The 18,236-nt window shown below is 52.0% G+C and carries 23 protein-coding genes; 12 read left to right on the top strand and 11 right to left on the bottom strand.

Annotated elements, in window-relative coordinates:
• Positions 1–185: 185 nt before the first annotated feature.
• Positions 186–1,619: a serine-type D-Ala-D-Ala carboxypeptidase gene (gene dacB / locus QMN38_RS17560; protein WP_271449026.1), complete on the top strand. Its 1,434-nt coding sequence runs from the start codon at positions 186–188 to the stop codon at positions 1,617–1,619.
• Between the two features lie 130 nt (positions 1,620–1,749).
• Here the strand turns inward: dacB and cgtA are convergent, their stop codons facing one another.
• From cgtA to rplU, 4 genes are all read right to left on the bottom strand, one after another.
• Positions 1,750–2,922, bottom strand: a complete 1,173-nt coding sequence (gene cgtA / locus QMN38_RS17555; protein ID WP_003828732.1) for an Obg family GTPase CgtA — start codon at positions 2,920–2,922, stop codon at positions 1,750–1,752.
• 15 nt (positions 2,923–2,937) lie between these two features.
• Complete coding sequence (locus tag QMN38_RS17550; protein ID WP_048213413.1) at positions 2,938–3,903, bottom strand: DMT family transporter; 966 nt, start codon at positions 3,901–3,903, stop codon at positions 2,938–2,940.
• A 127-nt stretch (positions 3,904–4,030) separates the two neighbouring features.
• Complete coding sequence (gene rpmA / locus QMN38_RS17545; protein ID WP_003025030.1) at positions 4,031–4,288, bottom strand: 50S ribosomal protein L27; 258 nt, start codon at positions 4,286–4,288, stop codon at positions 4,031–4,033.
• Between the two features lie 19 nt (positions 4,289–4,307).
• The gene (rplU, locus tag QMN38_RS17540) at positions 4,308–4,619 is read right to left on the bottom strand and encodes a 50S ribosomal protein L21 (protein ID WP_003025032.1); all 312 of its coding nucleotides are present in this window, start codon (positions 4,617–4,619) and stop codon (positions 4,308–4,310) included.
• Between the two features lie 258 nt (positions 4,620–4,877).
• Here rplU and ispB point away from each other — a divergent pair, with 258 nt between their 5' ends.
• Together ispB and sfsB are read left to right on the top strand one after the other, a co-directional pair.
• Positions 4,878–5,849 carry an octaprenyl diphosphate synthase gene (ispB, locus tag QMN38_RS17535; protein WP_271449025.1) on the top strand — a complete coding sequence of 324 codons (972 nt, stop codon included), beginning with the start codon at positions 4,878–4,880 and terminating at the stop codon, positions 5,847–5,849.
• Positions 5,850–6,073: 224 nt separating this feature from the next.
• Positions 6,074–6,358: a DNA-binding transcriptional regulator SfsB gene (gene sfsB, locus QMN38_RS17530; protein WP_323605460.1), complete on the top strand. Its 285-nt coding sequence runs from the start codon at positions 6,074–6,076 to the stop codon at positions 6,356–6,358.
• 57 nt (positions 6,359–6,415) lie between these two features.
• Here sfsB and murA read toward each other — a convergent pair whose 3' ends face one another.
• The 7 genes from murA to mlaF all read right to left on the bottom strand — a co-directional run bounded on the left by murA (position 6,416) and on the right by mlaF (position 11,264).
• Entirely contained in the window at positions 6,416–7,675 is a 1,260-nt protein-coding gene (murA, locus tag QMN38_RS17525) for a UDP-N-acetylglucosamine 1-carboxyvinyltransferase (RefSeq protein WP_040234132.1), read from the bottom strand.
• Between the two features lie 53 nt (positions 7,676–7,728).
• Complete coding sequence (gene ibaG / locus QMN38_RS17520; protein WP_005121314.1) at positions 7,729–7,983, bottom strand: BolA family iron metabolism protein IbaG; 255 nt, start codon at positions 7,981–7,983, stop codon at positions 7,729–7,731.
• Between the two features lie 169 nt (positions 7,984–8,152).
• On the bottom strand, positions 8,153–8,446 hold the full coding sequence (mlaB, locus tag QMN38_RS17515; RefSeq protein WP_137382434.1) for a lipid asymmetry maintenance protein MlaB: 294 nt from the start codon (positions 8,444–8,446) through the stop codon (positions 8,153–8,155).
• Positions 8,446–9,081 (bottom strand): phospholipid-binding protein MlaC, encoded by a 636-nt coding sequence (gene mlaC, locus QMN38_RS17510; protein WP_040234134.1) that lies wholly within the window; start codon positions 9,079–9,081, stop codon positions 8,446–8,448. Before mlaC ends, mlaB begins: the two co-directional genes overlap by 1 nt.
• An 18-nt stretch (positions 9,082–9,099) precedes the next feature.
• Positions 9,100–9,657: an outer membrane lipid asymmetry maintenance protein MlaD gene (gene mlaD / locus QMN38_RS17505; protein ID WP_048213507.1), complete on the bottom strand. Its 558-nt coding sequence runs from the start codon at positions 9,655–9,657 to the stop codon at positions 9,100–9,102.
• Between the two features lie 4 nt (positions 9,658–9,661).
• Positions 9,662–10,444 (bottom strand): lipid asymmetry maintenance ABC transporter permease subunit MlaE, encoded by a 783-nt coding sequence (mlaE, locus tag QMN38_RS17500; protein ID WP_048213419.1) that lies wholly within the window; start codon positions 10,442–10,444, stop codon positions 9,662–9,664.
• Positions 10,445–10,451: 7 nt separating this feature from the next.
• Positions 10,452–11,264: a phospholipid ABC transporter ATP-binding protein MlaF gene (gene mlaF, locus QMN38_RS17495; RefSeq protein ID WP_048213420.1), complete on the bottom strand. Its 813-nt coding sequence runs from the start codon at positions 11,262–11,264 to the stop codon at positions 10,452–10,454.
• 214 nt (positions 11,265–11,478) lie between these two features.
• On the opposite strand from mlaF, the gene QMN38_RS17490 reads away from it, so the two are divergent.
• The 9 genes from QMN38_RS17490 to ptsN all read left to right on the top strand — a co-directional run bounded on the left by QMN38_RS17490 (position 11,479) and on the right by ptsN (position 18,235).
• Positions 11,479–12,456, top strand: coding sequence for a calcium/sodium antiporter (locus tag QMN38_RS17490; protein WP_271440746.1), 978 nt, complete (start codon positions 11,479–11,481; stop codon positions 12,454–12,456).
• A 13-nt stretch (positions 12,457–12,469) separates the two neighbouring features.
• A complete protein-coding gene (gene kdsD, locus QMN38_RS17485; RefSeq protein ID WP_048213422.1) occupies positions 12,470–13,456 on the top strand; it encodes an arabinose-5-phosphate isomerase KdsD in 987 nt (328 codons plus the stop codon).
• A 20-nt stretch (positions 13,457–13,476) separates the two neighbouring features.
• Complete coding sequence (gene kdsC, locus QMN38_RS17480; protein ID WP_005121322.1) at positions 13,477–14,043, top strand: 3-deoxy-manno-octulosonate-8-phosphatase KdsC; 567 nt, start codon at positions 13,477–13,479, stop codon at positions 14,041–14,043.
• On the top strand, positions 14,040–14,615 hold the full coding sequence (gene lptC, locus QMN38_RS17475; protein WP_048213423.1) for an LPS export ABC transporter periplasmic protein LptC: 576 nt from the start codon (positions 14,040–14,042) through the stop codon (positions 14,613–14,615). Before kdsC ends, lptC begins: the two co-directional genes overlap by 4 nt.
• Positions 14,584–15,138, top strand: a complete 555-nt coding sequence (gene lptA, locus QMN38_RS17470) for a lipopolysaccharide ABC transporter substrate-binding protein LptA (protein ID WP_040234136.1) — start codon at positions 14,584–14,586, stop codon at positions 15,136–15,138. The genes lptC and lptA overlap by 32 nt, the downstream gene beginning before the upstream one ends.
• A 6-nt stretch (positions 15,139–15,144) precedes the next feature.
• The gene (gene lptB, locus QMN38_RS17465) at positions 15,145–15,870 is read left to right on the top strand and encodes an LPS export ABC transporter ATP-binding protein (RefSeq protein ID WP_048213425.1); all 726 of its coding nucleotides are present in this window, start codon (positions 15,145–15,147) and stop codon (positions 15,868–15,870) included.
• Between the two features lie 46 nt (positions 15,871–15,916).
• Entirely contained in the window at positions 15,917–17,350 is a 1,434-nt protein-coding gene (rpoN, locus tag QMN38_RS17460) for an RNA polymerase factor sigma-54 (RefSeq protein WP_271440747.1), read from the top strand.
• Positions 17,351–17,372: 22 nt separating this feature from the next.
• Positions 17,373–17,660, top strand: a complete 288-nt coding sequence (gene hpf, locus QMN38_RS17455; protein WP_005121327.1) for a ribosome hibernation promoting factor — start codon at positions 17,373–17,375, stop codon at positions 17,658–17,660.
• An 83-nt stretch (positions 17,661–17,743) separates the two neighbouring features.
• Complete coding sequence (gene ptsN, locus QMN38_RS17450) at positions 17,744–18,235, top strand: PTS IIA-like nitrogen regulatory protein PtsN (protein WP_048213427.1); 492 nt, start codon at positions 17,744–17,746, stop codon at positions 18,233–18,235.
• Position 18,236 lies beyond the last annotated feature (1 nt).

Here is an 18,236-nt window from a genome sequence, read left to right as displayed (position 1 = left end):
CCTGGCATACGCCATGCCAGAGTCAGAAGCAAAAAAATACCGACCCGGGGCACGAGGTCCCAGGTCAGCTACAATTCTCTATTTGATGTTCATTTTACCCTGGAGTTCCCTATGGGTCATCGTTTACTTTTTAGGGCGTTGCGCCGTAGTATGACGGCCTGTTTCCAGGTTGTTAGCGCGAGATTATGCGATTTCCCAGATTTGCCATTGGATTAACTGCCAGTATAGCGTTCAGCGTTCAGGCTGCGAATGTCGACGAGTACATCAACCAGCTTCCTGCCGGGGCCAACCTCGCCCTTATGGTACAGAAGGTTGGCGCGCCTGCGCCCACGATTGATTACCATAGCCAGCAGATGGCGCTCCCAGCCAGTACCCAGAAAGTGATCACCGCTCTGGCGGCATTGATTCAACTCGGACCTGATTTCCGTTTCACCACGACGCTTGAGACAAAAGGCAACGTAGAAAATGGGATATTGAAAGGTGACTTAGTTGCGAGATTTGGTGCCGATCCGACGTTAAAACGTCAGGATATTCGCAATATGGTAGCAACTCTGAAAAAATCAGGGGTGACGCAAATTGCCGGAAATGTCCTGATAGACACCTCCATTTTTGCCAGCCATGATAAAGCGCCCGGCTGGCCCTGGAACGACATGACGCAATGTTTTAGCGCTCCGCCAGCAGCGGCGATTGTCGACCGAAATTGCTTCTCTGTATCGCTCTACAGCGCACAAAAAGCCAACGATTTGGCGTATATTCGCGTGGCCTCTTACTACCCGGTGACCATGTTCAGCCAGGTTCGCACCCTCGCACGTGGTTCTGCGGAAGCGCAATATTGTGAACTGGACGTGGTACCCGGTGATTTGAACCGCTTTACGCTGACCGGGTGTCTGCCGCAGCGCGCCGAACCGTTGCCACTGGCGTTTGCTATTCAGGACGGTGCCAGCTATGCCGGAGCCATTCTTAAAGATGAGCTAAAACAAGCGGGTATTACCTACAGCGGCACGCTGCTGCGTCAGACTCAGGTCAACGAGCCGGGTACCGTCGTCGCCAGCAAACAATCAGCACCATTGCATGATCTGCTTAAGATTATGCTGAAAAAATCAGACAACATGATTGCCGACACCGTTTTTCGCATGATTGGCCATGCGCGATTTAACGTACCTGGCACCTGGCGGGCAGGTTCAGATGCCGTACGTCAGATCCTGCGTCAGCAGGCGGGCGTCGATATCGGCAACACGATTATTGCCGATGGCTCTGGCCTCTCTCGCCATAACCTGATTGCCCCCGCCACCATGATGCAGGTGCTGCAATACATCGCGCAGCATGACAATGAGCTCAACTTTATCACGATGCTGCCACTGGCTGGCCACGATGGCTCCCTGCAATACCGTGCAGGCCTGCATCAGGCTGGTGTTGATGGCAAGGTTTCCGCGAAAACAGGCTCACTGCAAGGGGTATATAACCTCGCGGGGTTCATCACCACCGCCAGCGGGCAACGCATGGCCTTCGTGCAGTACCTGTCTGGCTATGCGGTAGAGCCTGCAGACCAGCGCAACCGCCGTATTCCACTGGTACGCTTCGAGAGTCGGTTGTACAAAGATATATATCAGAATAACTGAGTGCATTATTGCCGGATGGCGACGCTAACGCGTCTTATCCGGCCTACAAAGAACATAACAAAACGGGCCGCAAATGCGGCCCGTTGGCTTTTGTAGGCCGGATAAGCGTAAGCGTCATCCGGCTACGAGATTAACGCTTGTAGATGAACTCAACGCCTTCTTCGTCGTCTTCGTCCCAATCGTCATCCCAGTCATCTTCCGCTTCGTCTTCGACTTCAGCGAGCTGCTGACGGTGATAATCATCCCACATGAACTCAACTTTCTCCGGCTGTTTCGCTTCTTCAGCCTGAACGATTGGGTTCTCAATGATAAAGGTCATCACATCCCAGCAAAGATCCTTCACACCCAGCTGGCTGGCGGCAGAGATCAGGTAATATTTACCTTCCCAGCCCAGCGCTTCAGCGATGGCTTTCGCTTTTTCTTCCGCTTCAGCTTTGTCCATCAAATCAATTTTGTTGAACACTAACCAGCGCGGTTTAGACGCCAGATCCTGACTGTATTTTTCCAGTTCGCCAATAATGATACGGGCGTTTTCTACCGGATCGGAACCGTCAATCGGATCGATATCAATGAGGTGCAGCAGTACGCGGCAACGTTCCAGGTGCTTCAGGAAGCGAATACCGAGACCAGCGCCTTCAGCAGCGCCTTCAATCAGACCTGGGATGTCAGCAACCACGAAGCTCTTTTCGTTGTCCATACGCACAACGCCGAGGCTCGGTACCAGCGTGGTGAACGGATAATCCGCCACTTTCGGTTTCGCCGCAGATACCGCGCGAATAAACGTCGATTTACCGGCGTTTGGCATACCCAGCATACCGACATCGGCTAACAGCATCAGCTCCAGCATCAGGTCACGCTTATCGCCAGGTGTACCCATCGTTTTCTGACGCGGGGTACGGTTGACCGACGATTTAAAACGGGTGTTACCCAGGCCGTGCCAACCACCTTTAGCGACCATCAGACGCTGACCGTGTTTGGTCATGTCGCCCATCGTTTCGCCCGTACCCTGGTCGATGACGCGTGTCCCTACTGGCACTTTGATGGTAACGTCTTTACCACGCTTGCCGGTGCAATCACGGCTTGCGCCATTCTGACCACGTTCCGCACGGAATGACTTTTCAAAACGGTAATCGATCAGCGTGTTCAGGTTTTCGTCGGCTTCCAGCCAGACGTCACCGCCATCACCACCGTCACCACCGTCCGGACCGCCTTTCGGGATGTATTTTTCGCGGCGGAAGCTGACACAACCGTTACCGCCATCGCCTGCAACGACCAGAATCGATGCTTCATCAACAAACTTCATTTTACTCTCCGTAAATCATTCGCCTGAGCGGGGTTGCGAAACCACCGTTTCATGCTTACGTAAACCGCCCCAAATTCGATGACCAATGGCGGAATACATCGCGCCCGCAACCACGATAAACGCACCGAGATAACCTAAAAGGTTTAGCATCGGTCTGGCGAAGAAATCGGGCCAGGCCAGTGATAATAAATCTGAAAATAACAACGTAAACAGCGGTGTGAGCGTAATTATGGCGCTCACCTGTGCCGCCTGCCAGCGAGCCATTGCTTCCGCAAGGGCACCGTATCCTACCAGTGTATTCAGGCCGCAGAACACGAGGCAGGCAAGCTGCCAGTCGCTGAGTTGCGCTATTACACCGGGTTTAGCCAGCGGCAACAACGCTATCGTACATAAAGTGTACAGTAAAAACAGGATCTGCGGTGATGCCAGGCGGCGCAATAACACCTTTTGCGCGACCCCATAACACACCCAAACCGTCGCGGCACCGACACCAAAGATCACGCCCCAGGTGTAATCGGTCAGCCGGGTAAAAATTTCGATCAGACTGGTATTAAAAAACAACACCAATCCGCTCAGAAGCATAATAGCGCCAATAATCTGCGTGCCGCGCATCTTCTCCTTCAGGATAAAGACGCTGGCGATCATCATGCCAACAGGTGACAGTTGACCGATAACCTGCGAAGCCGTTGGGCTCAAATATTGCAAAGACGAACTAAACAGAATGAAGTTACCGAACAGTCCACCCGTGGCAATAGCCAACAGCACCAGCCAACGCGCTTTGCGAAAAATACGCAATGGAGGGAGCTTTTTTTTAACCGCAAGAATAGCGCCAAGGCCAATGCTTGCCATTAAAAAACGGTAGAACACGACGGTAGGAGGTTCCATCACCTCCAGCACTTGCTTCATCGCTATTGGTAAAGCCCCCCAACAGACAGCTGTCGTGAGTGCTAAAAGAATACCAATACCTGCCTGCTGCTTCATGCCGTATTCCCTGCAAGGGCTCGTTTCCGGGTTATCACGGCGCGACGAGCATATTTACCGGTCGTCGAATGTAAAAAGCCCCGCAACGTGTTGCGGGGCTTTTATCCGTTACCGGGACGCGAAAAACTTATTCAGCAACAATGCTGATGAATTTACGGTTTTTCGGGCCTTTCACTTCAAATTTCACTTTACCGTCTGCTTTAGCAAACAGAGTGTGGTCTTTGCCGCAACCAACGTTGGAGCCAGCGTGGAATTTAGTACCACGTTGACGAACGATGATGCTACCAGCCAGAACTGTTTCACCGCCGAAGCGTTTTACGCCCAGACGTTTAGCTTCTGAATCGCGACCGTTACGAGTCGAGCCGCCAGCCTTTTTATGTGCCATTTAATCTGCTCCCCTTAACTTAAGCGCTGATGCCAGTGATTTTCACATCAGTGAACCACTGACGATGGCCCTGCTGCTTACGGTAGTGTTTACGACGACGAAACTTAACAATTTTAACTTTCTCGCCACGACCGTGAGCAACGACTTCAGCTTTGATAACGCCGCCATCAACGAAAGGAACGCCGATTTTGACTTCTTCACCGTTTGCGATCATCAGAACTTCTGCGAATTCAACAGATTCGCCAGTTGCGATGTCCAGCTTTTCCAGGCGAACGGTCTGACCTTCGCTTACTCGGTGTTGTTTACCACCACTTTGGAAAACCGCGTACATAAAAAACTCCGCTTCCGCGCACACCTTTTTGATGATTCAGAGTGCGCTATAAATATTCACAATAGGGCGCGAATATTACGCAAAACGCGAGCCTTTGACAAGTGCTACCGTCAATACATGAAGAAAAAAAACACAACGTGTACCGTAACGTTTATCTGCGGCGTTTTTTCAGTACAATCAGCATATATTTCTAACCCTAAACCCGACGTTACCTTCTCAAATAGTGAGGTAATCGGGGCGAGAAGCCCGGCTTTTGCGATGAATTTAGAAAAAATCAATGAGTTAACCGCGCAAGATATGGCGGGGGTCAATGCGACAATCCTTGAACAGCTCAATTCCGACGTCCAGTTGATCAATCAATTGGGGTACTACATCGTGAGCGGCGGCGGAAAACGCATTCGCCCAATGATCGCCGTACTCGCGGCGCGTGCCGTTGGTTATCAGGAAAATGCCCACGTCACGATCGCTGCCTTAATCGAGTTTATCCACACCGCAACCCTGCTTCATGACGATGTTGTGGATGAATCCGATATGCGCCGTGGGAAAGCCACGGCAAACGCAGCGTTTGGTAATGCTGCCAGCGTTCTGGTCGGCGATTTTATCTATACCCGCGCCTTTCAGATGATGACCAGCCTCGGCTCCCTGAAAGTGCTGGAAGTGATGTCTAAAGCGGTCAACGTCATTGCTGAAGGCGAAGTCCTGCAGTTAATGAACGTCAACGACCCGGATATCACCGAAGAAAACTATATGCGTGTTATCTACAGCAAGACGGCTCGTCTGTTTGAAGCCGCGGCCCAATGCTCAGGTATCCTTGCAGGTTGTAGCGATGAGCAAGAGAAAGGCTTACAGGATTATGGCCGCTATCTCGGAACAGCTTTCCAGCTTATCGACGATTTACTGGATTACAGCGCAGATGGCGAACAGTTGGGTAAAAACGTGGGTGATGACCTCAACGAAGGTAAACCTACGCTACCGTTGCTGCATGCGATGCGCCACGGCACCCCTGAGCAGGCGCAAATGATTCGCCAGGCGATTGAGCAAGGTAATGGTCGCCACCTGCTGGAGCCGGTTCTGGAAGCGATGAATGCTTGCGGGTCACTGGAATGGACCCGTCAACGCGCCGAAGAAGAGGCTGACAAAGCCATCGAGGCACTTCAGGTACTTCCAGATACTCCGTGGAAAGAAGCCCTGATTGGCCTGGCGCATATCGCCGTACAGCGCGACCGTTAATTTCCCTCGTCTCGCTTCCCAGCATCCCGTGCACTGCACGGGAATGCTCCTATAAACTCTAATAAATCCCACAAAAACAGCCAGACTACTCGCATAGTCTTGGCATATTCTGAATATATAAGCATTTTACGAGAACATTTTAGAGCATTCGTTCTCGAGGCGTATAGTAACTCCACAGGCTGATTGTGAAACCGTAACTGGTTAACCAAAGGAGATGTGGAACTATGGAAAGCAAATTCATTGACTGGCATCCGGCTGACATCATCGCAGGGCTACGTAAGAAAGGTACGTCAATGGCCGCTGAGTCACGTAAGAATGGCTTAAGTTCATCAACGCTGGCAAATGCGTTAACCCGACCGTGGCCGAAAGGTGAATTGATTATCGCGAAAGCACTGGGAACAGACCCGTGGGTAATTTGGCCGTCACGCTACCATGACGCCAGGACGCATAAATTCATCGACAGAACGCGAATGATGAGAGTACGGAAAGAAAAAGAGAGTCTTGAGTAACGGTACAGCAGTAACCCCCGGATCAACGATCCTGGGGGTTACAACACGCGTTGGCGATTACTCGCCTTTAATGCGCTCAATGTTTGCGCCCAGCGCACGCAATTTATCCTCGATGCGCTCATAACCGCGATCGATGTGATAAATACGGTCAACGACCGTTGTGCCTTCAGCGATACATCCCGCTAATACCAAACTTGCGGACGCACGCAGATCGGTCGCCATTACCTGTGCACCGGAGAGCGTTTCAACGCCGTGACAAATCACAGTATTGCTTTCGATTTCCGCGTGGGCACCCATACGGCTCAGTTCAGGCACGTGCATAAAGCGATTCTCAAACACGGTTTCCGTAATGAAGCCGGTACCTTCGGCCACCAGGTTCAACAGTGTGAACTGGGCCTGCATGTCCGTCGGGAAAGCCGGATGTGGCGCAGTGCGCACATTCACTGCTTTAGGACGTTTGCCGTGCATGTCGAGGCTAATCCAGTCTTCACCAACTTCGATATCCGCACCGGCATCACGCAGCTTCGCCAGAACGGCATCCAGTGTGTCTGGTTGTGCATTACGGCAGATAATTTTGCCGCGAGAAATCGCCGCCGCCACCAGGAACGTCCCGGTTTCAATACGGTCTGGCAGAACGCGATACACACCACCACCAAGACGTTCAACGCCTTCAATGGTGATACGATCGGTACCCTGCCCGGTGATCTTCGCACCCAGCGCAATCAGGAAATTAGCGGTATCCACAATTTCCGGTTCGCGAGCGGCGTTTTCGATGATGGTGGTGCCTTCTGCAAGCGTTGCCGCGCACATAATGGTAACCGTTGCACCGACACTCACTTTGTCCATGACAATGTGTGCGCCTTTCAGTCGTCCCTCAACGGACGCCTTCACATAGCCTTCTTCCAGCTTGATGGTGGCACCTAACTGCTCCAGACCGGTAATATGCAGGTCAACCGGGCGCGCGCCGATAGTACAGCCGCCCGGCAGAGATACCTGACCCTGACCAAAACGAGCGACCAGTGGCCCCAATGCCCAGATAGACGCACGCATGGTTTTCACCAGATCGTACGGCGCACAGAAGACGTTAACGTCACGCGCATCAATGTGCACAGACCCATTACGCTCTACTTTCGCCCCCAACTGGCTCAGCAGCTTCATGGAGGTATCTACGTCCTTCAGTTTTGGGACGTTTTGAATTTCTACAGGTTCTTCAGCCAGCAGCGCCGCAAAAAGGATCGGCAGTGCGGCGTTTTTAGCGCCTGATATAGTGACTTCGCCCTGGAGCTTGGTTGGCCCCTGAACACGGAATTTATCCATTATTCTGTTCTCTGTTAAGAATTCATCTTCGCTACCGGCATATCACCCGTAGCTCAAAAACCGTTAAGTTTGCGATCGCGCGCCCATTCCGCTGGGGTAAACGCTTTAATCGATACAGCATGAATGCGGTTATCCGCAATATACTCCATCAATGGGCCATAGACCGATTGCTGCTTCTTGACCCGGCTCATGCCGTCAAACATCTCACCCACGGCAATAACCTGAAAGTGACTGCCGTCACCAGAAACGTGGACTTCCTGGAGGGAGAGTGCGTTCATCAGCACGCTCTGAATTTCATTATTTTCCATGGGCTCTTCATTCGTCAGATAGTGAAAACAGCCCAACATCTTAGAGCAAAGTGGCGCTGTCATAAATAAGCAAAAAGCCTCGCTGATAAATCAGACAAGGCTTTGGTGGCAGATCCCCTTCAGGAGTTTTGCCGGATGGCGGCACAAGGCCTTATCCGGCCTGGAAAAATTAACGCGGAAGGACGTCGTCAGGCAAATTGTAAAGCTGTGCCAGGGTATAAACCTTATCGTTAACACCGGTAAGCGAAACGCGATTCCCCTGTTGCTTGCCCTGGTCAACCAGGTGCAACAGCAATGCCAGACCACCGGTATCAACCCGGGAAACCTGGCTCAGATCGATGCAGGTTACCCCTTTCATCGCCTCAACGCGTGCATCCCATAACGGATTTAACACGTCCTGATCCAGCTCTCCCGCGAGCATCAGCTTGTCACCTTCACGCGTCCAGGTGAGTGACTGCGTCATTATTTCTTCTCTTCCAGAGTGATTTTCTGCTGAGAGATAGATTTCAGCTGTGCCGTCAGGCCATCGATACCTTTCGTGCGCAGCAGGTCGCTCCACTCATTCTGTTTGGTGGTGATCATACTTACGCCTTCGGCAATCATGTCATATGCCTGCCAGTTACCGGTCTGGGAGTTTTTACGCCACTGGAAATCCAGACGTACTGGCGGACGGCCGTTTGGATCGATAATCGTCACGCGGATAGGAACGATGGTCGCATCACCCAGCGGCTGTTCAGGGGCAATCTGATAGGTCTGACCGTGGTACATCGCCAGCGCCTGACCGTAAGCCTGCTTCAGATATTCGCGGAATGCGGCAAAATAGGCGTCACGCTGGGCCGGTGTCGCATCTTTGTAGTAACGGCCCAGCACCAGCGCACCGGCATACTTAACCTGCACATATGGCAGCAGTTCCTGATCAACCACCTGACGCAGATAATCCGGGTTAGAACGGATCTTCGGCTGTTCGTTTTTCAGACGATCGAAAGTTTTCTGCGCCGCCTCATTCATCAGTTTATACGGATTCGTCTGGTCCGCTGCGGTTGCCACGCTAAGTGGGGCAATGACCAGCATAGCCACCATCATCAATCGTTTAAACATACGTCGATTCTCCTGAGATTATTTCGTTGCGCCCGCAGGCGTAGTGGCTTCATTATTGCCTTCAGTTGCGGCTGGCGCATCGCCAGAATTCTTATTGTCATCACCTTTACTGTTACTGTTGTAGAGGAATTGACCAATCATGTCTTCCAGCACCATCGCGGATTTCGTGTCCTGAATCGTACTGCCATCTTTGAGGATAGACGTTCCCAGCTCAGGATCTTCAAAACCCACGTTTAATGCCAGATACTGCTCACCCAGCAGACCAGAGGTGCGGATGCTCAGCGAGCTGGTGTCCGGGATATGGTTAAAGCGCGATTCGATGTCCAGTGTTACGCGTGGCAGGTACGTTTTGGGATCTAACGAGATATCCGAAACTCGCCCCACAACAACCCCACCAATCCGCACTGGAGAGCGCTCTCTCAGGCCGCCGATATTATCAAAGGTCGCATAAACCGTGTAGGTTGGTTCAGTACGCATGGAGGTCACATTAGCCGCTTTCAGGCAGACAAATAGCGCCGCCAGCAGTGCAACCAGCAGGAATACCCCGACCCAAATTTCATTTTTTTTCGTTTGCATGAACTCAATTCCCAAACATCAGTGCGGTCAGCACAAAATCCAGCCCCAGAACGGCAAGAGATGCGTGCACAACGGTGCGTGTCGTAGCCCGGCTAATTCCGGCGGAGGTCGGAATCGCATCATAACCATTGAACAATGCAATCCATGTGACCGTAATGGCGAACACCACGCTCTTAATCAAACAGTTGACCAGATCCAGACGCCAGTCGACGGCATTTTGCATAGCCGACCAGAAAAAGCCTGCATCAATCCCCTTCCAGCTAACGCCGACCAGCGAGCCACCCCAAATCCCAACCGCGACAAAAATAATCGTCAGCAGCGGCAATGAAATGACACCCGCCCAAAAACGCGGAGAGACCACTCGACGCAGAGGATCAACCGCCATCATTTCCAGGCTGGAAAGCTGCTCGGTTGCCCGCATCAGGCCGATTTCAGCGGTTAACGCCGATCCGGCTCGCCCGGCGAACAGCAGCGCCGCAACAACCGGCCCCAGTTCTCGCAGCAAAGACAGCGCCACCAGCATACCGAGACTGGTTTCTGCGCTGTAGGTTGTCAGGACCAGGTATCCCTGCAATCCCAGCACCATCCCGATGAACACGCCAGAAACGATAATGATCAGCATCGACAGGACACCGACATTATAGAGCTGGCGGATCAGCAGCGGCGCATGTTTGCGAAACTCCGGCTTGCCGACTACCGCATTGAACAACATTAATCCGGCTCGCCCGAACGTCCTGAGGGTTTTTATCCCTCGATGTCCGAGTGATGCCAGCGCATTTAACAACATGGGTGGCTTAACTCCCTGTTTTAAGTAAATCGGTGTGGTAATCGCCCGCCGGGTAGCGGAACGGAACCGGCCCATCGGCAATACCATCGAGGAACTGACGCACGCGCGGATCGGCATTTTCTTGTAGTGCCTGAGCACTACCGTAGGCCACTATCTTTTTGTCCGCCATAATATAGGCGTAATCCGCAATACTCAGTACCTCTGGCACATCGTGAGAGACCACCACGCAGGTGACGCCCAGCGCGTTGTTCAGCTCTGAAATCAGCTTCACCAGCACGCCCATGGTGATAGGATCCTGACCGACGAACGGTTCATCAAACATTATGAGATCTGGCTCCAGCGCAATGGCGCGTGCTAATGCCGCACGTCGCGCCATCCCACCGGATAATTCAGAAGGCATGAGTTTTGCCGCACCACGCAGGCCGACAGCTTCCAGTTTCATCATCACCGTGCTCTTGAGCAACGCCTTGGGCAGCGTCGTATGCTCACGCAGTGGATAAGCGACGTTGTCAAACACGTTCATGTCGGTAAACAGCGCCCCGGACTGAAACAGCATACTCATGCGCTTACGCACGGTGTACAAACGTGAACGAGACATGGCTGGGACGTTTTCGCCGTCAAACAGGATTTCGCCCTTATCTGGCGGGATCTGCCCGCCAATCAGACGTAACAGCGTCGTTTTGCCGATGCCTGATGGCCCCATGATCGCCGTCACCTTACCGCGCGGCACCGTCAGGGAAATATTATCAAAGATGCAGCGGTCACCTCGGGAAAAGCTGACATCGCGCATATCGACTAGATTCGCCACAGACTGACCCATTGATTCATCCTTTACTATTGCCTCGTTGATCGAAGAGTTGGCGCTCAATTTAGCCCTGAACTCGACATATTTACAGATTATTGCCTGTCCTGGTTAGCGAAAGCTGGCATTTGTTTTACTTTTTAGCCGCATAAAGTCAAAATTAAGAATTCGTTACGGCTTCCAGAAGATCCTTCACGTGGACCGGCGAGTATACCTGAAGAAAGGACTTTAGATGCTTTTAGCGACGGCACTGTTAATAATTGGTTTACTTCTGGTGGTCTACGGTGCCGACCGTCTGGTATTTGCTGCATCCATTTTATGCCGCACCTTCGGTATCCCCCCCATCATTATTGGAATGACGGTCGTCAGCATCGGCACATCCCTACCTGAGATTATTGTCTCTGTTGCAGCATCAATGAATGGGCAGCTCGATTTAGCCGTCGGTACCGCCATCGGCTCCAACATCACCAATATTCTTCTTATTTTAGGCCTGTCAGCACTCATTCATCCTTTTACCGTGCATTCCGATGTTCTGCGTCGTGAATTACCGTTAATGTTGCTGGTAAGCATTTTGGCCGCGTCCGTGCTGTATGACGGGCAATTAAGCCGCAGTGATGGCCTCTTTCTTCTGCTTCTGGCCGTGCTATGGCTGCTATTCATTGTTAAAATCGCCCGTCTGGCAGAACGTCAGGGCAATGACAGCCTGACCCGGGAGCAAGTAGCGGAACTGCCTCGCGAAGGCGGATTGCCTGTCGCATTTTTATGGTTGGGGATAGCGCTGATCATTATGCCAATGGCAACGCGTATGGTGGTTGATAACGCCACTGTACTGGCAAATTACTTTGCCATGAGCGAACTCACCATCGGGCTGACGGTGGTCGCCATTGGTACCAGCCTGCCAGAACTGGCAACCGCCATTGCAGGCTTACGTAAAGGTGAAAACGATATTGCCGTCGGTAACATCATCGGCGCGAACATTTTTAATATTGTTATCGTTCTTGGGTTACCTGCACTGATTACACCGGGCGAGGTCAACCCGATGGCCTTCATCCGTGACTATAGCGTCATGCTGCTGGTGAGCGTTATTTTTGCATTACTCTGCTGGCGACGTCCGCGCCAGATTGGTCGTGGCGCGGGTGCGCTTCTGACCAGCGGTTTTATCATATGGCTGGCGATGCTGTATTGGTTATCGCCACTTCTCGTTGGATAACTGGAAACGCATTATGTCGCACTTAGAGTTGCAACCGGGTTTTGACTTTCAGCAAGCAGGCAAGGAAGTCCTGACAATTGAACGTGAAGGCCTGGCGGAGCTTGATCAGTACATCAACCAGAACTTTACCCTCGCCTGTGAAAAGATTTTCAGTTGCCCGGGTAAAGTCGTGGTGATGGGAATGGGAAAATCAGGGCATATCGGGCGCAAAATGGCCGCCACGTTTGCCAGTACCGGCACGCCCTCATTTTTTGTGCATCCTGGCGAAGCCGCACACGGCGATCTGGGTATGGTGTCACCGCAGGACGTCGTGATTGCCATTTCTAACTCAGGTGAATCTAATGAGATTGCAGCGTTAATTCCGGTGTTAAAACGCCTGCACGTCCCCCTTATTTGCATGACGGGTCGTCCGGAAAGCAGTATGGCGCGTGCAGCAGATGTCCATCTGTGTGTTAAAGTGCCCAAAGAAGCCTGCCCATTAGGTCTGGCACCGACCAGCAGTACGACCGCAACGCTGGTCATGGGCGATGCGCTTGCCGTTGCGTTACTCAAAGCACGCGGCTTCACCGCAGAAGATTTTGCGTTATCTCATCCTGGTGGCGCACTGGGGCGTAAGCTTTTGTTGCGCGTAAACGATATTATGCATACGGGAGACGAAATCCCGCATGTGACTAAAAGCGCCAGTCTGCGTGATGCCTTACTGGAGATCACGCGGAAAAATCTCGGCATGACCGTCATTTGCGATGACGCGATGAAGATTGACGGCATCTTTACGGATGGCGATTTACGTCGTGTCTTCGATATGGGCGTTGATGTACGCCAGTTAGGCATTGCCGATGTGATGACCCCTGGGGGCATTCGCGTGCGTCCAGGGATTCTTGCCGTTGATGCCCTGAACTTAATGCAGTCCCGCCATATCACCTCGGTAATGGTTGCTGATGGCGACCAGTTACTGGGTGTGTTACATATGCATGATCTGCTGCGTGCAGGTGTAGTGTAAGAAACTCAAGGATAAAGAAAATGAGTAAAGCAGGTGCGTCGCTTGCGACCTGTTATGGACCCGTCAGCACTGACGTCATCACCAGGGCAGAAAACATCCGTCTGCTGATCCTTGATGTGGATGGCGTGCTGTCTGATGGTCTGATTTATATGGGCAACAACGGTGAAGAGCTGAAGGCGTTTAACGTCCGCGATGGCTACGGAATTCGCTGCGCGCTCACTTCCGGTATTGAGGTTGCCATTATTACCGGACGAAAGGCTAAACTTGTAGAAGATCGCTGTGCCACATTAGGGATCACACATCTGTATCAGGGGCAGTCGGACAAACTGGTTGCCTTTGGCGATCTGCTTAGCAAACTGGCAATCGCGCCTGAGAATGTGGCGTATGTCGGCGATGACCTGATCGACTGGCCGGTGATGGCAAAAGTGGGATTAAGCGTCGCGGTAGCGGATGCTCATCCGTTGCTGATCCCGCGGGCCGATTACGTCACCCGTATCGACGGGGGGCGCGGCGCAGTGCGCGAAGTCTGCGACTTATTACTCCTGGCGCAGGGCAAACTGGATGAGGCCAAAGGGCAATCGATATGAGCAAAACCAGACGTTGGGTTATCATTCTACTGTCGCTGGCTGTCCTTGTGATGATTGGTATTAACCTGGCAGACAAAGACGACACCGCCCAGGTTGTCGTTAATAACAACGAGCCAACCTATAAGAGCGAGCATACCGACACCGTCGTGTACAGCCCTGAGGGCGCGCTAAGCTATCATTTGATCGCGCAACACGTTGAATATTATTCAGATCAAGCAGTTTCGTGGTTCACCCAACCGGTGTTAACCACGTTTGATAAGGACAAAGTACCGACCTGGTCGATCAAGGCCGATAAGGCCAAGTTGACCAACGATCGGATGCTGTACCTGTATGGCCATGTTGAGGTTAACGCGCTGGTGCCTGACTCTCAACTACGCAGAATTACTACCGATAACGCGCAGATCAACCTTGTGACGCAAGATGTCACTTCCGATGATCTGGTCACGTTGTATGGAACAACATTTAACTCCAGCGGACTGAAGATGCGCGGCAACTTACGCAGCAAGAACGCCGAGCTGATTGAAAAGGTTAGAACCTCATATGAAATCCAAAACAAACAAACTCAGCCTTAATCTTGTGCTTGCCAGCTCACTTCTGGCCGCCAGCATTCCGGCATTTGCCGTCACTGGCGATACCGAGCAGCCGATTCACATTGAATCGGACCAGCAGTCTCTGGATATGCAGGGCAACGTGGTGACGTTTACCGGCAATGTCATCGTGACTCAGGGCACGATCAAAATTAATGCCGATAAGGTCGTCGTCACGCGTCCGGGCGGTGAAGACGGTAAAGAAGTGATTGATGGATATGGCAATCCGGCGACCTTTTACCAGATGCAGGACAATGGTAAACCGGTTAAAGGCCACGCCTCACAGATGCACTATGAGCTGGCAAAAGATTTCGTCGTCCTTACCGGTAAGGCTTATCTGGAACAGCTCGATAGCAACATCACGGGCGATAAGATCACCTATCTGGTAAAAGAACAGAAAATGCAGGCCTTCAGTGAGAAAGGCAAACGCGTCACCACCGTTCTGGTTCCGTCGCAATTGCAGGACAAAAACAAGACCAAGGCTCCGGCAGAGAAAAAAGGTAACTGATTCGTTATGGCAACATTAACTGCAAAGAATCTTGCAAAAGCCTACAAAGGCCGTCGTGTGGTGGAAGATGTCAGCCTGACCGTCAACTCCGGGGAGATCGTCGGTCTGCTCGGTCCTAACGGTGCGGGCAAAACAACAACCTTTTACATGGTAGTCGGCATTGTGCCGCGCGATGCTGGCAACATTATCATTGATGACGAAGATATCAGTCTGTTACCTCTGCATGCGCGTGCCCGTCGCGGTATCGGGTACTTACCGCAGGAAGCCTCTATTTTTCGTCGCCTGAGTGTATTTGATAACCTGATGGCGGTTCTGCAAATTCGTGACGATCTTTCCAGCGAGCAGCGTGAAGATCGCGCCAATGAGCTGATGGAAGAATTCCATATCGAACATCTGCGTGACAGCCTTGGACAGGCACTCTCCGGTGGGGAACGCCGCCGTGTGGAGATCGCCCGCGCACTGGCCGCTAATCCCAAATTTATCCTGCTGGATGAACCCTTTGCCGGTGTTGACCCGATTTCCGTCATTGACATCAAACGTATTATTGAACACCTGCGCGACAGCGGGCTTGGCGTGCTGATTACCGACCATAACGTGCGCGAAACGCTGGCTGTTTGTGAGCGCGCCTACATTGTGAGCCAGGGACACCTGATCGCACACGGTACGCCGACAGAAATCCTGCAGGACGAGCACGTTAAACGCGTATACCTTGGGGAAGACTTCAGACTCTGATAGGGTAGTAGACTTCACGTCACCGCAGGAGACAACAACTCTGAACATGAAGCAAGGTTTGCAACTCAGGCTTAGCCAACAACTGGCGATGACGCCTCAGCTACAACAGGCTATCCGTCTGTTGCAGTTGTCCACGCTGGAACTTCAGCAAGAACTTCAGCAAGCGCTGGAAAGTAACCCACTGCTCGAGCAAACCGATCTTCACGACGAAATTGATACCCAGGAAAAGCAGGATAGCGAATCCCTCGATACGGCTGACGCACTCGAACAAAAAGAGATGCCGGAAGAGCTACCGCTGGATGCCAGTTGGGATGAGATTTACACCGCAGGTACGCCGTCTGGCACCAGCGGGGATTACATCGACGACGAACTGCCTGTGTATCAGGGTGAAACCACGCAATCGCTGCAAGATTACCTGATGTGGCAGGTGGAACTGACGCCATTCTCAGATACCGATCGTGCTATTGCCACGTCAATTGTGGATGCAGTCGACGAAACGGGCTATCTCACCGTCACGCTGGACGACATACTCGACAGCATGGGCGATGACGACGTCGGTATCGATGAAGTCGAAGCCGTGCTTAAACGCGTTCAGCGTTTTGATCCCGTGGGTGTGGCAGCAAAAGATCTCCGCGATTGCTTACTGATCCAGCTTTCGCAGTTTGACAAAGCCACTCCATGGTTGGAAGAAGCACGTCTGATCATCAGCGATCACCTTGATCTGCTCGCCAACCACGACTTCCGCACCCTGATGCGCGTAACCCGACTGAAAGAAGATGTGCTGAAAGAAGCCGTCAATCTTATCCAGTCGCTTGACCCAAGACCTGGACAATCTATCCAGACCGGTGAACCAGAGTACGTCATCCCGGATGTGCTGGTGCGTAAGCATAACGATCGCTGGGTAGTCGAACTCAACAGTGACAGCATTCCGCGTTTACAGATCAACCAACACTACGCCGCCCTGTGCAATAACGCGCGCAATGATGCTGACAGCCAGTTCATTCGTAGCAACCTTCAGGATGCGAAATGGCTGATTAAAAGTCTGGAAAGCCGCAATGACACGCTATTGCGCGTTAGCCGCTGTATCGTTGAGCAACAGCAAGCCTTCTTTGAACAAGGCGAAGAGTATATGAAACCGATGGTGCTGGCCGATATCGCCCAGGCCGTCGAGATGCATGAATCGACCATTTCCCGAGTGACCACGCAAAAGTATCTGCACAGTCCGCGCGGCATTTTTGAATTGAAGTATTTCTTCTCCAGTCACGTTAACACTGAAGGCGGAGGCGAAGCCTCTTCTACAGCTATCCGCGCACTGGTGAAGAAATTAATTGCGGCCGAGAACCCAGCGAAACCGCTGAGTGACAGCAAGTTAACCTCTATGCTGTCAGAACAAGGTATCATGGTGGCGCGCCGCACCGTTGCGAAGTACCGAGAGTCTTTATCCATTCCGCCGTCTAACCAGCGCAAACAGCTGGTTTGACCCAACCGATAAGGAAGACACTATGCAGCTCAACATCACTGGAAATAACGTCGAAATCACTGAGGCCCTGCGCGACTTTGTCACCACAAAGTTCGCCAAGCTTGAACAATATTTCGACCGGATTAATCAGGTCTATATTGTGTTGAAAGTGGAGAAGGTCACACACATCTCAGATGCAACACTGCATGTGAACGGTGGCGAAATTCATGCCAGCGCGGAAGGTCAGGATATGTACGCCGCCATTGACGGTTTAATTGATAAACTGGCTCGGCAGTTAACAAAACATAAAGATAAACTGAAACAGCACTAACTTGTCCGGGCAGTTAGCGGGTGCAGGACGGCCTGTTGTGCAGCACAACGGGCCATTTGTACAGTTAGCGCTTAGGTGAAATTATGACAAATAACGATACGACTCTACAACTGAGCAATGTTCTTAACCAGGAATGTACGCGCGCGGCCGTTCACTGCCAAAGCAAGAAACGCGCACTGGAAATCATCAGTGAACTGGCGGCAAAACAACTTAGCTTGCCTCCTCAGGTGGTATTTGAAGCCATTCTGACGCGTGAAAAAATGGGCAGTACCGGTATTGGCAATGGTATTGCCATTCCGCATGGAAAGCTGGAAGAAGACACCCTGCGTGCGGTTGGTGTATTTGTTCAACTTGAAACGCCAATCGCGTTCGATGCCATTGATAATCAGCCAGTCGATCTGCTTTTCGCCCTGCTGGTCCCGGCGGACCAAACCAAGACGCATTTGCATACGTTGTCACTGGTCGCAAAACGTCTGGCAGATAAAACCATCTGTCGTCGCCTGCGCGCCGCGCAGAGTGACCAGGAGTTGTATCAAATCATCACTGACACCGAAGGTGGACAGGATGAAGCATAAC

The organism is Citrobacter sp. R-1.5.2 (genome assembly GCF_035064245.1).
Taxonomy (GTDB): Bacteria; Pseudomonadota; Gammaproteobacteria; order Enterobacterales; family Enterobacteriaceae; genus Citrobacter.
This window is presented reverse-complemented; position numbering and strand designations above follow the sequence as displayed.

Excerpts from the sequence above, each read along its gene's own strand:
- dacB (WP_271449026.1), top strand. The coding sequence starts at position 186 with ATGCGATTTCCCAGATTTGCCATTGGATTAACTGCCAGTATAGCGTTC.
- cgtA (WP_003828732.1), bottom strand. The coding sequence starts at position 2,922 with ATGAAGTTTGTTGATGAAGCATCGATTCTGGTCGTTGCAGGCGATGGC.
- QMN38_RS17550 (WP_048213413.1), bottom strand. The coding sequence starts at position 3,903 with ATGAAGCAGCAGGCAGGTATTGGTATTCTTTTAGCACTCACGACAGCT.
- rpmA (WP_003025030.1), bottom strand. The coding sequence starts at position 4,288 with ATGGCACATAAAAAGGCTGGCGGCTCGACTCGTAACGGTCGCGATTCA.
- rplU (WP_003025032.1), bottom strand. The coding sequence starts at position 4,619 with ATGTACGCGGTTTTCCAAAGTGGTGGTAAACAACACCGAGTAAGCGAA.
- ispB (WP_271449025.1), top strand. The coding sequence starts at position 4,878 with ATGAATTTAGAAAAAATCAATGAGTTAACCGCGCAAGATATGGCGGGG.
- sfsB (WP_323605460.1), top strand. The coding sequence starts at position 6,074 with ATGGAAAGCAAATTCATTGACTGGCATCCGGCTGACATCATCGCAGGG.
- murA (WP_040234132.1), bottom strand. The coding sequence starts at position 7,675 with ATGGATAAATTCCGTGTTCAGGGGCCAACCAAGCTCCAGGGCGAAGTC.
- ibaG (WP_005121314.1), bottom strand. The coding sequence starts at position 7,983 with ATGGAAAATAATGAAATTCAGAGCGTGCTGATGAACGCACTCTCCCTC.
- mlaB (WP_137382434.1), bottom strand. The coding sequence starts at position 8,446 with ATGACGCAGTCACTCACCTGGACGCGTGAAGGTGACAAGCTGATGCTC.
- mlaC (WP_040234134.1), bottom strand. The coding sequence starts at position 9,081 with ATGTTTAAACGATTGATGATGGTGGCTATGCTGGTCATTGCCCCACTT.
- mlaD (WP_048213507.1), bottom strand. The coding sequence starts at position 9,657 with ATGCAAACGAAAAAAAATGAAATTTGGGTCGGGGTATTCCTGCTGGTT.
- mlaE (WP_048213419.1), bottom strand. The coding sequence starts at position 10,444 with ATGTTGTTAAATGCGCTGGCATCACTCGGACATCGAGGGATAAAAACC.
- mlaF (WP_048213420.1), bottom strand. The coding sequence starts at position 11,264 with ATGGGTCAGTCTGTGGCGAATCTAGTCGATATGCGCGATGTCAGCTTT.
- QMN38_RS17490 (WP_271440746.1), top strand. The coding sequence starts at position 11,479 with ATGCTTTTAGCGACGGCACTGTTAATAATTGGTTTACTTCTGGTGGTC.
- kdsD (WP_048213422.1), top strand. The coding sequence starts at position 12,470 with ATGTCGCACTTAGAGTTGCAACCGGGTTTTGACTTTCAGCAAGCAGGC.
- kdsC (WP_005121322.1), top strand. The coding sequence starts at position 13,477 with ATGAGTAAAGCAGGTGCGTCGCTTGCGACCTGTTATGGACCCGTCAGC.
- lptC (WP_048213423.1), top strand. The coding sequence starts at position 14,040 with ATGAGCAAAACCAGACGTTGGGTTATCATTCTACTGTCGCTGGCTGTC.
- lptA (WP_040234136.1), top strand. The coding sequence starts at position 14,584 with ATGAAATCCAAAACAAACAAACTCAGCCTTAATCTTGTGCTTGCCAGC.
- lptB (WP_048213425.1), top strand. The coding sequence starts at position 15,145 with ATGGCAACATTAACTGCAAAGAATCTTGCAAAAGCCTACAAAGGCCGT.
- rpoN (WP_271440747.1), top strand. The coding sequence starts at position 15,917 with ATGAAGCAAGGTTTGCAACTCAGGCTTAGCCAACAACTGGCGATGACG.
- hpf (WP_005121327.1), top strand. The coding sequence starts at position 17,373 with ATGCAGCTCAACATCACTGGAAATAACGTCGAAATCACTGAGGCCCTG.
- ptsN (WP_048213427.1), top strand. The coding sequence starts at position 17,744 with ATGACAAATAACGATACGACTCTACAACTGAGCAATGTTCTTAACCAG.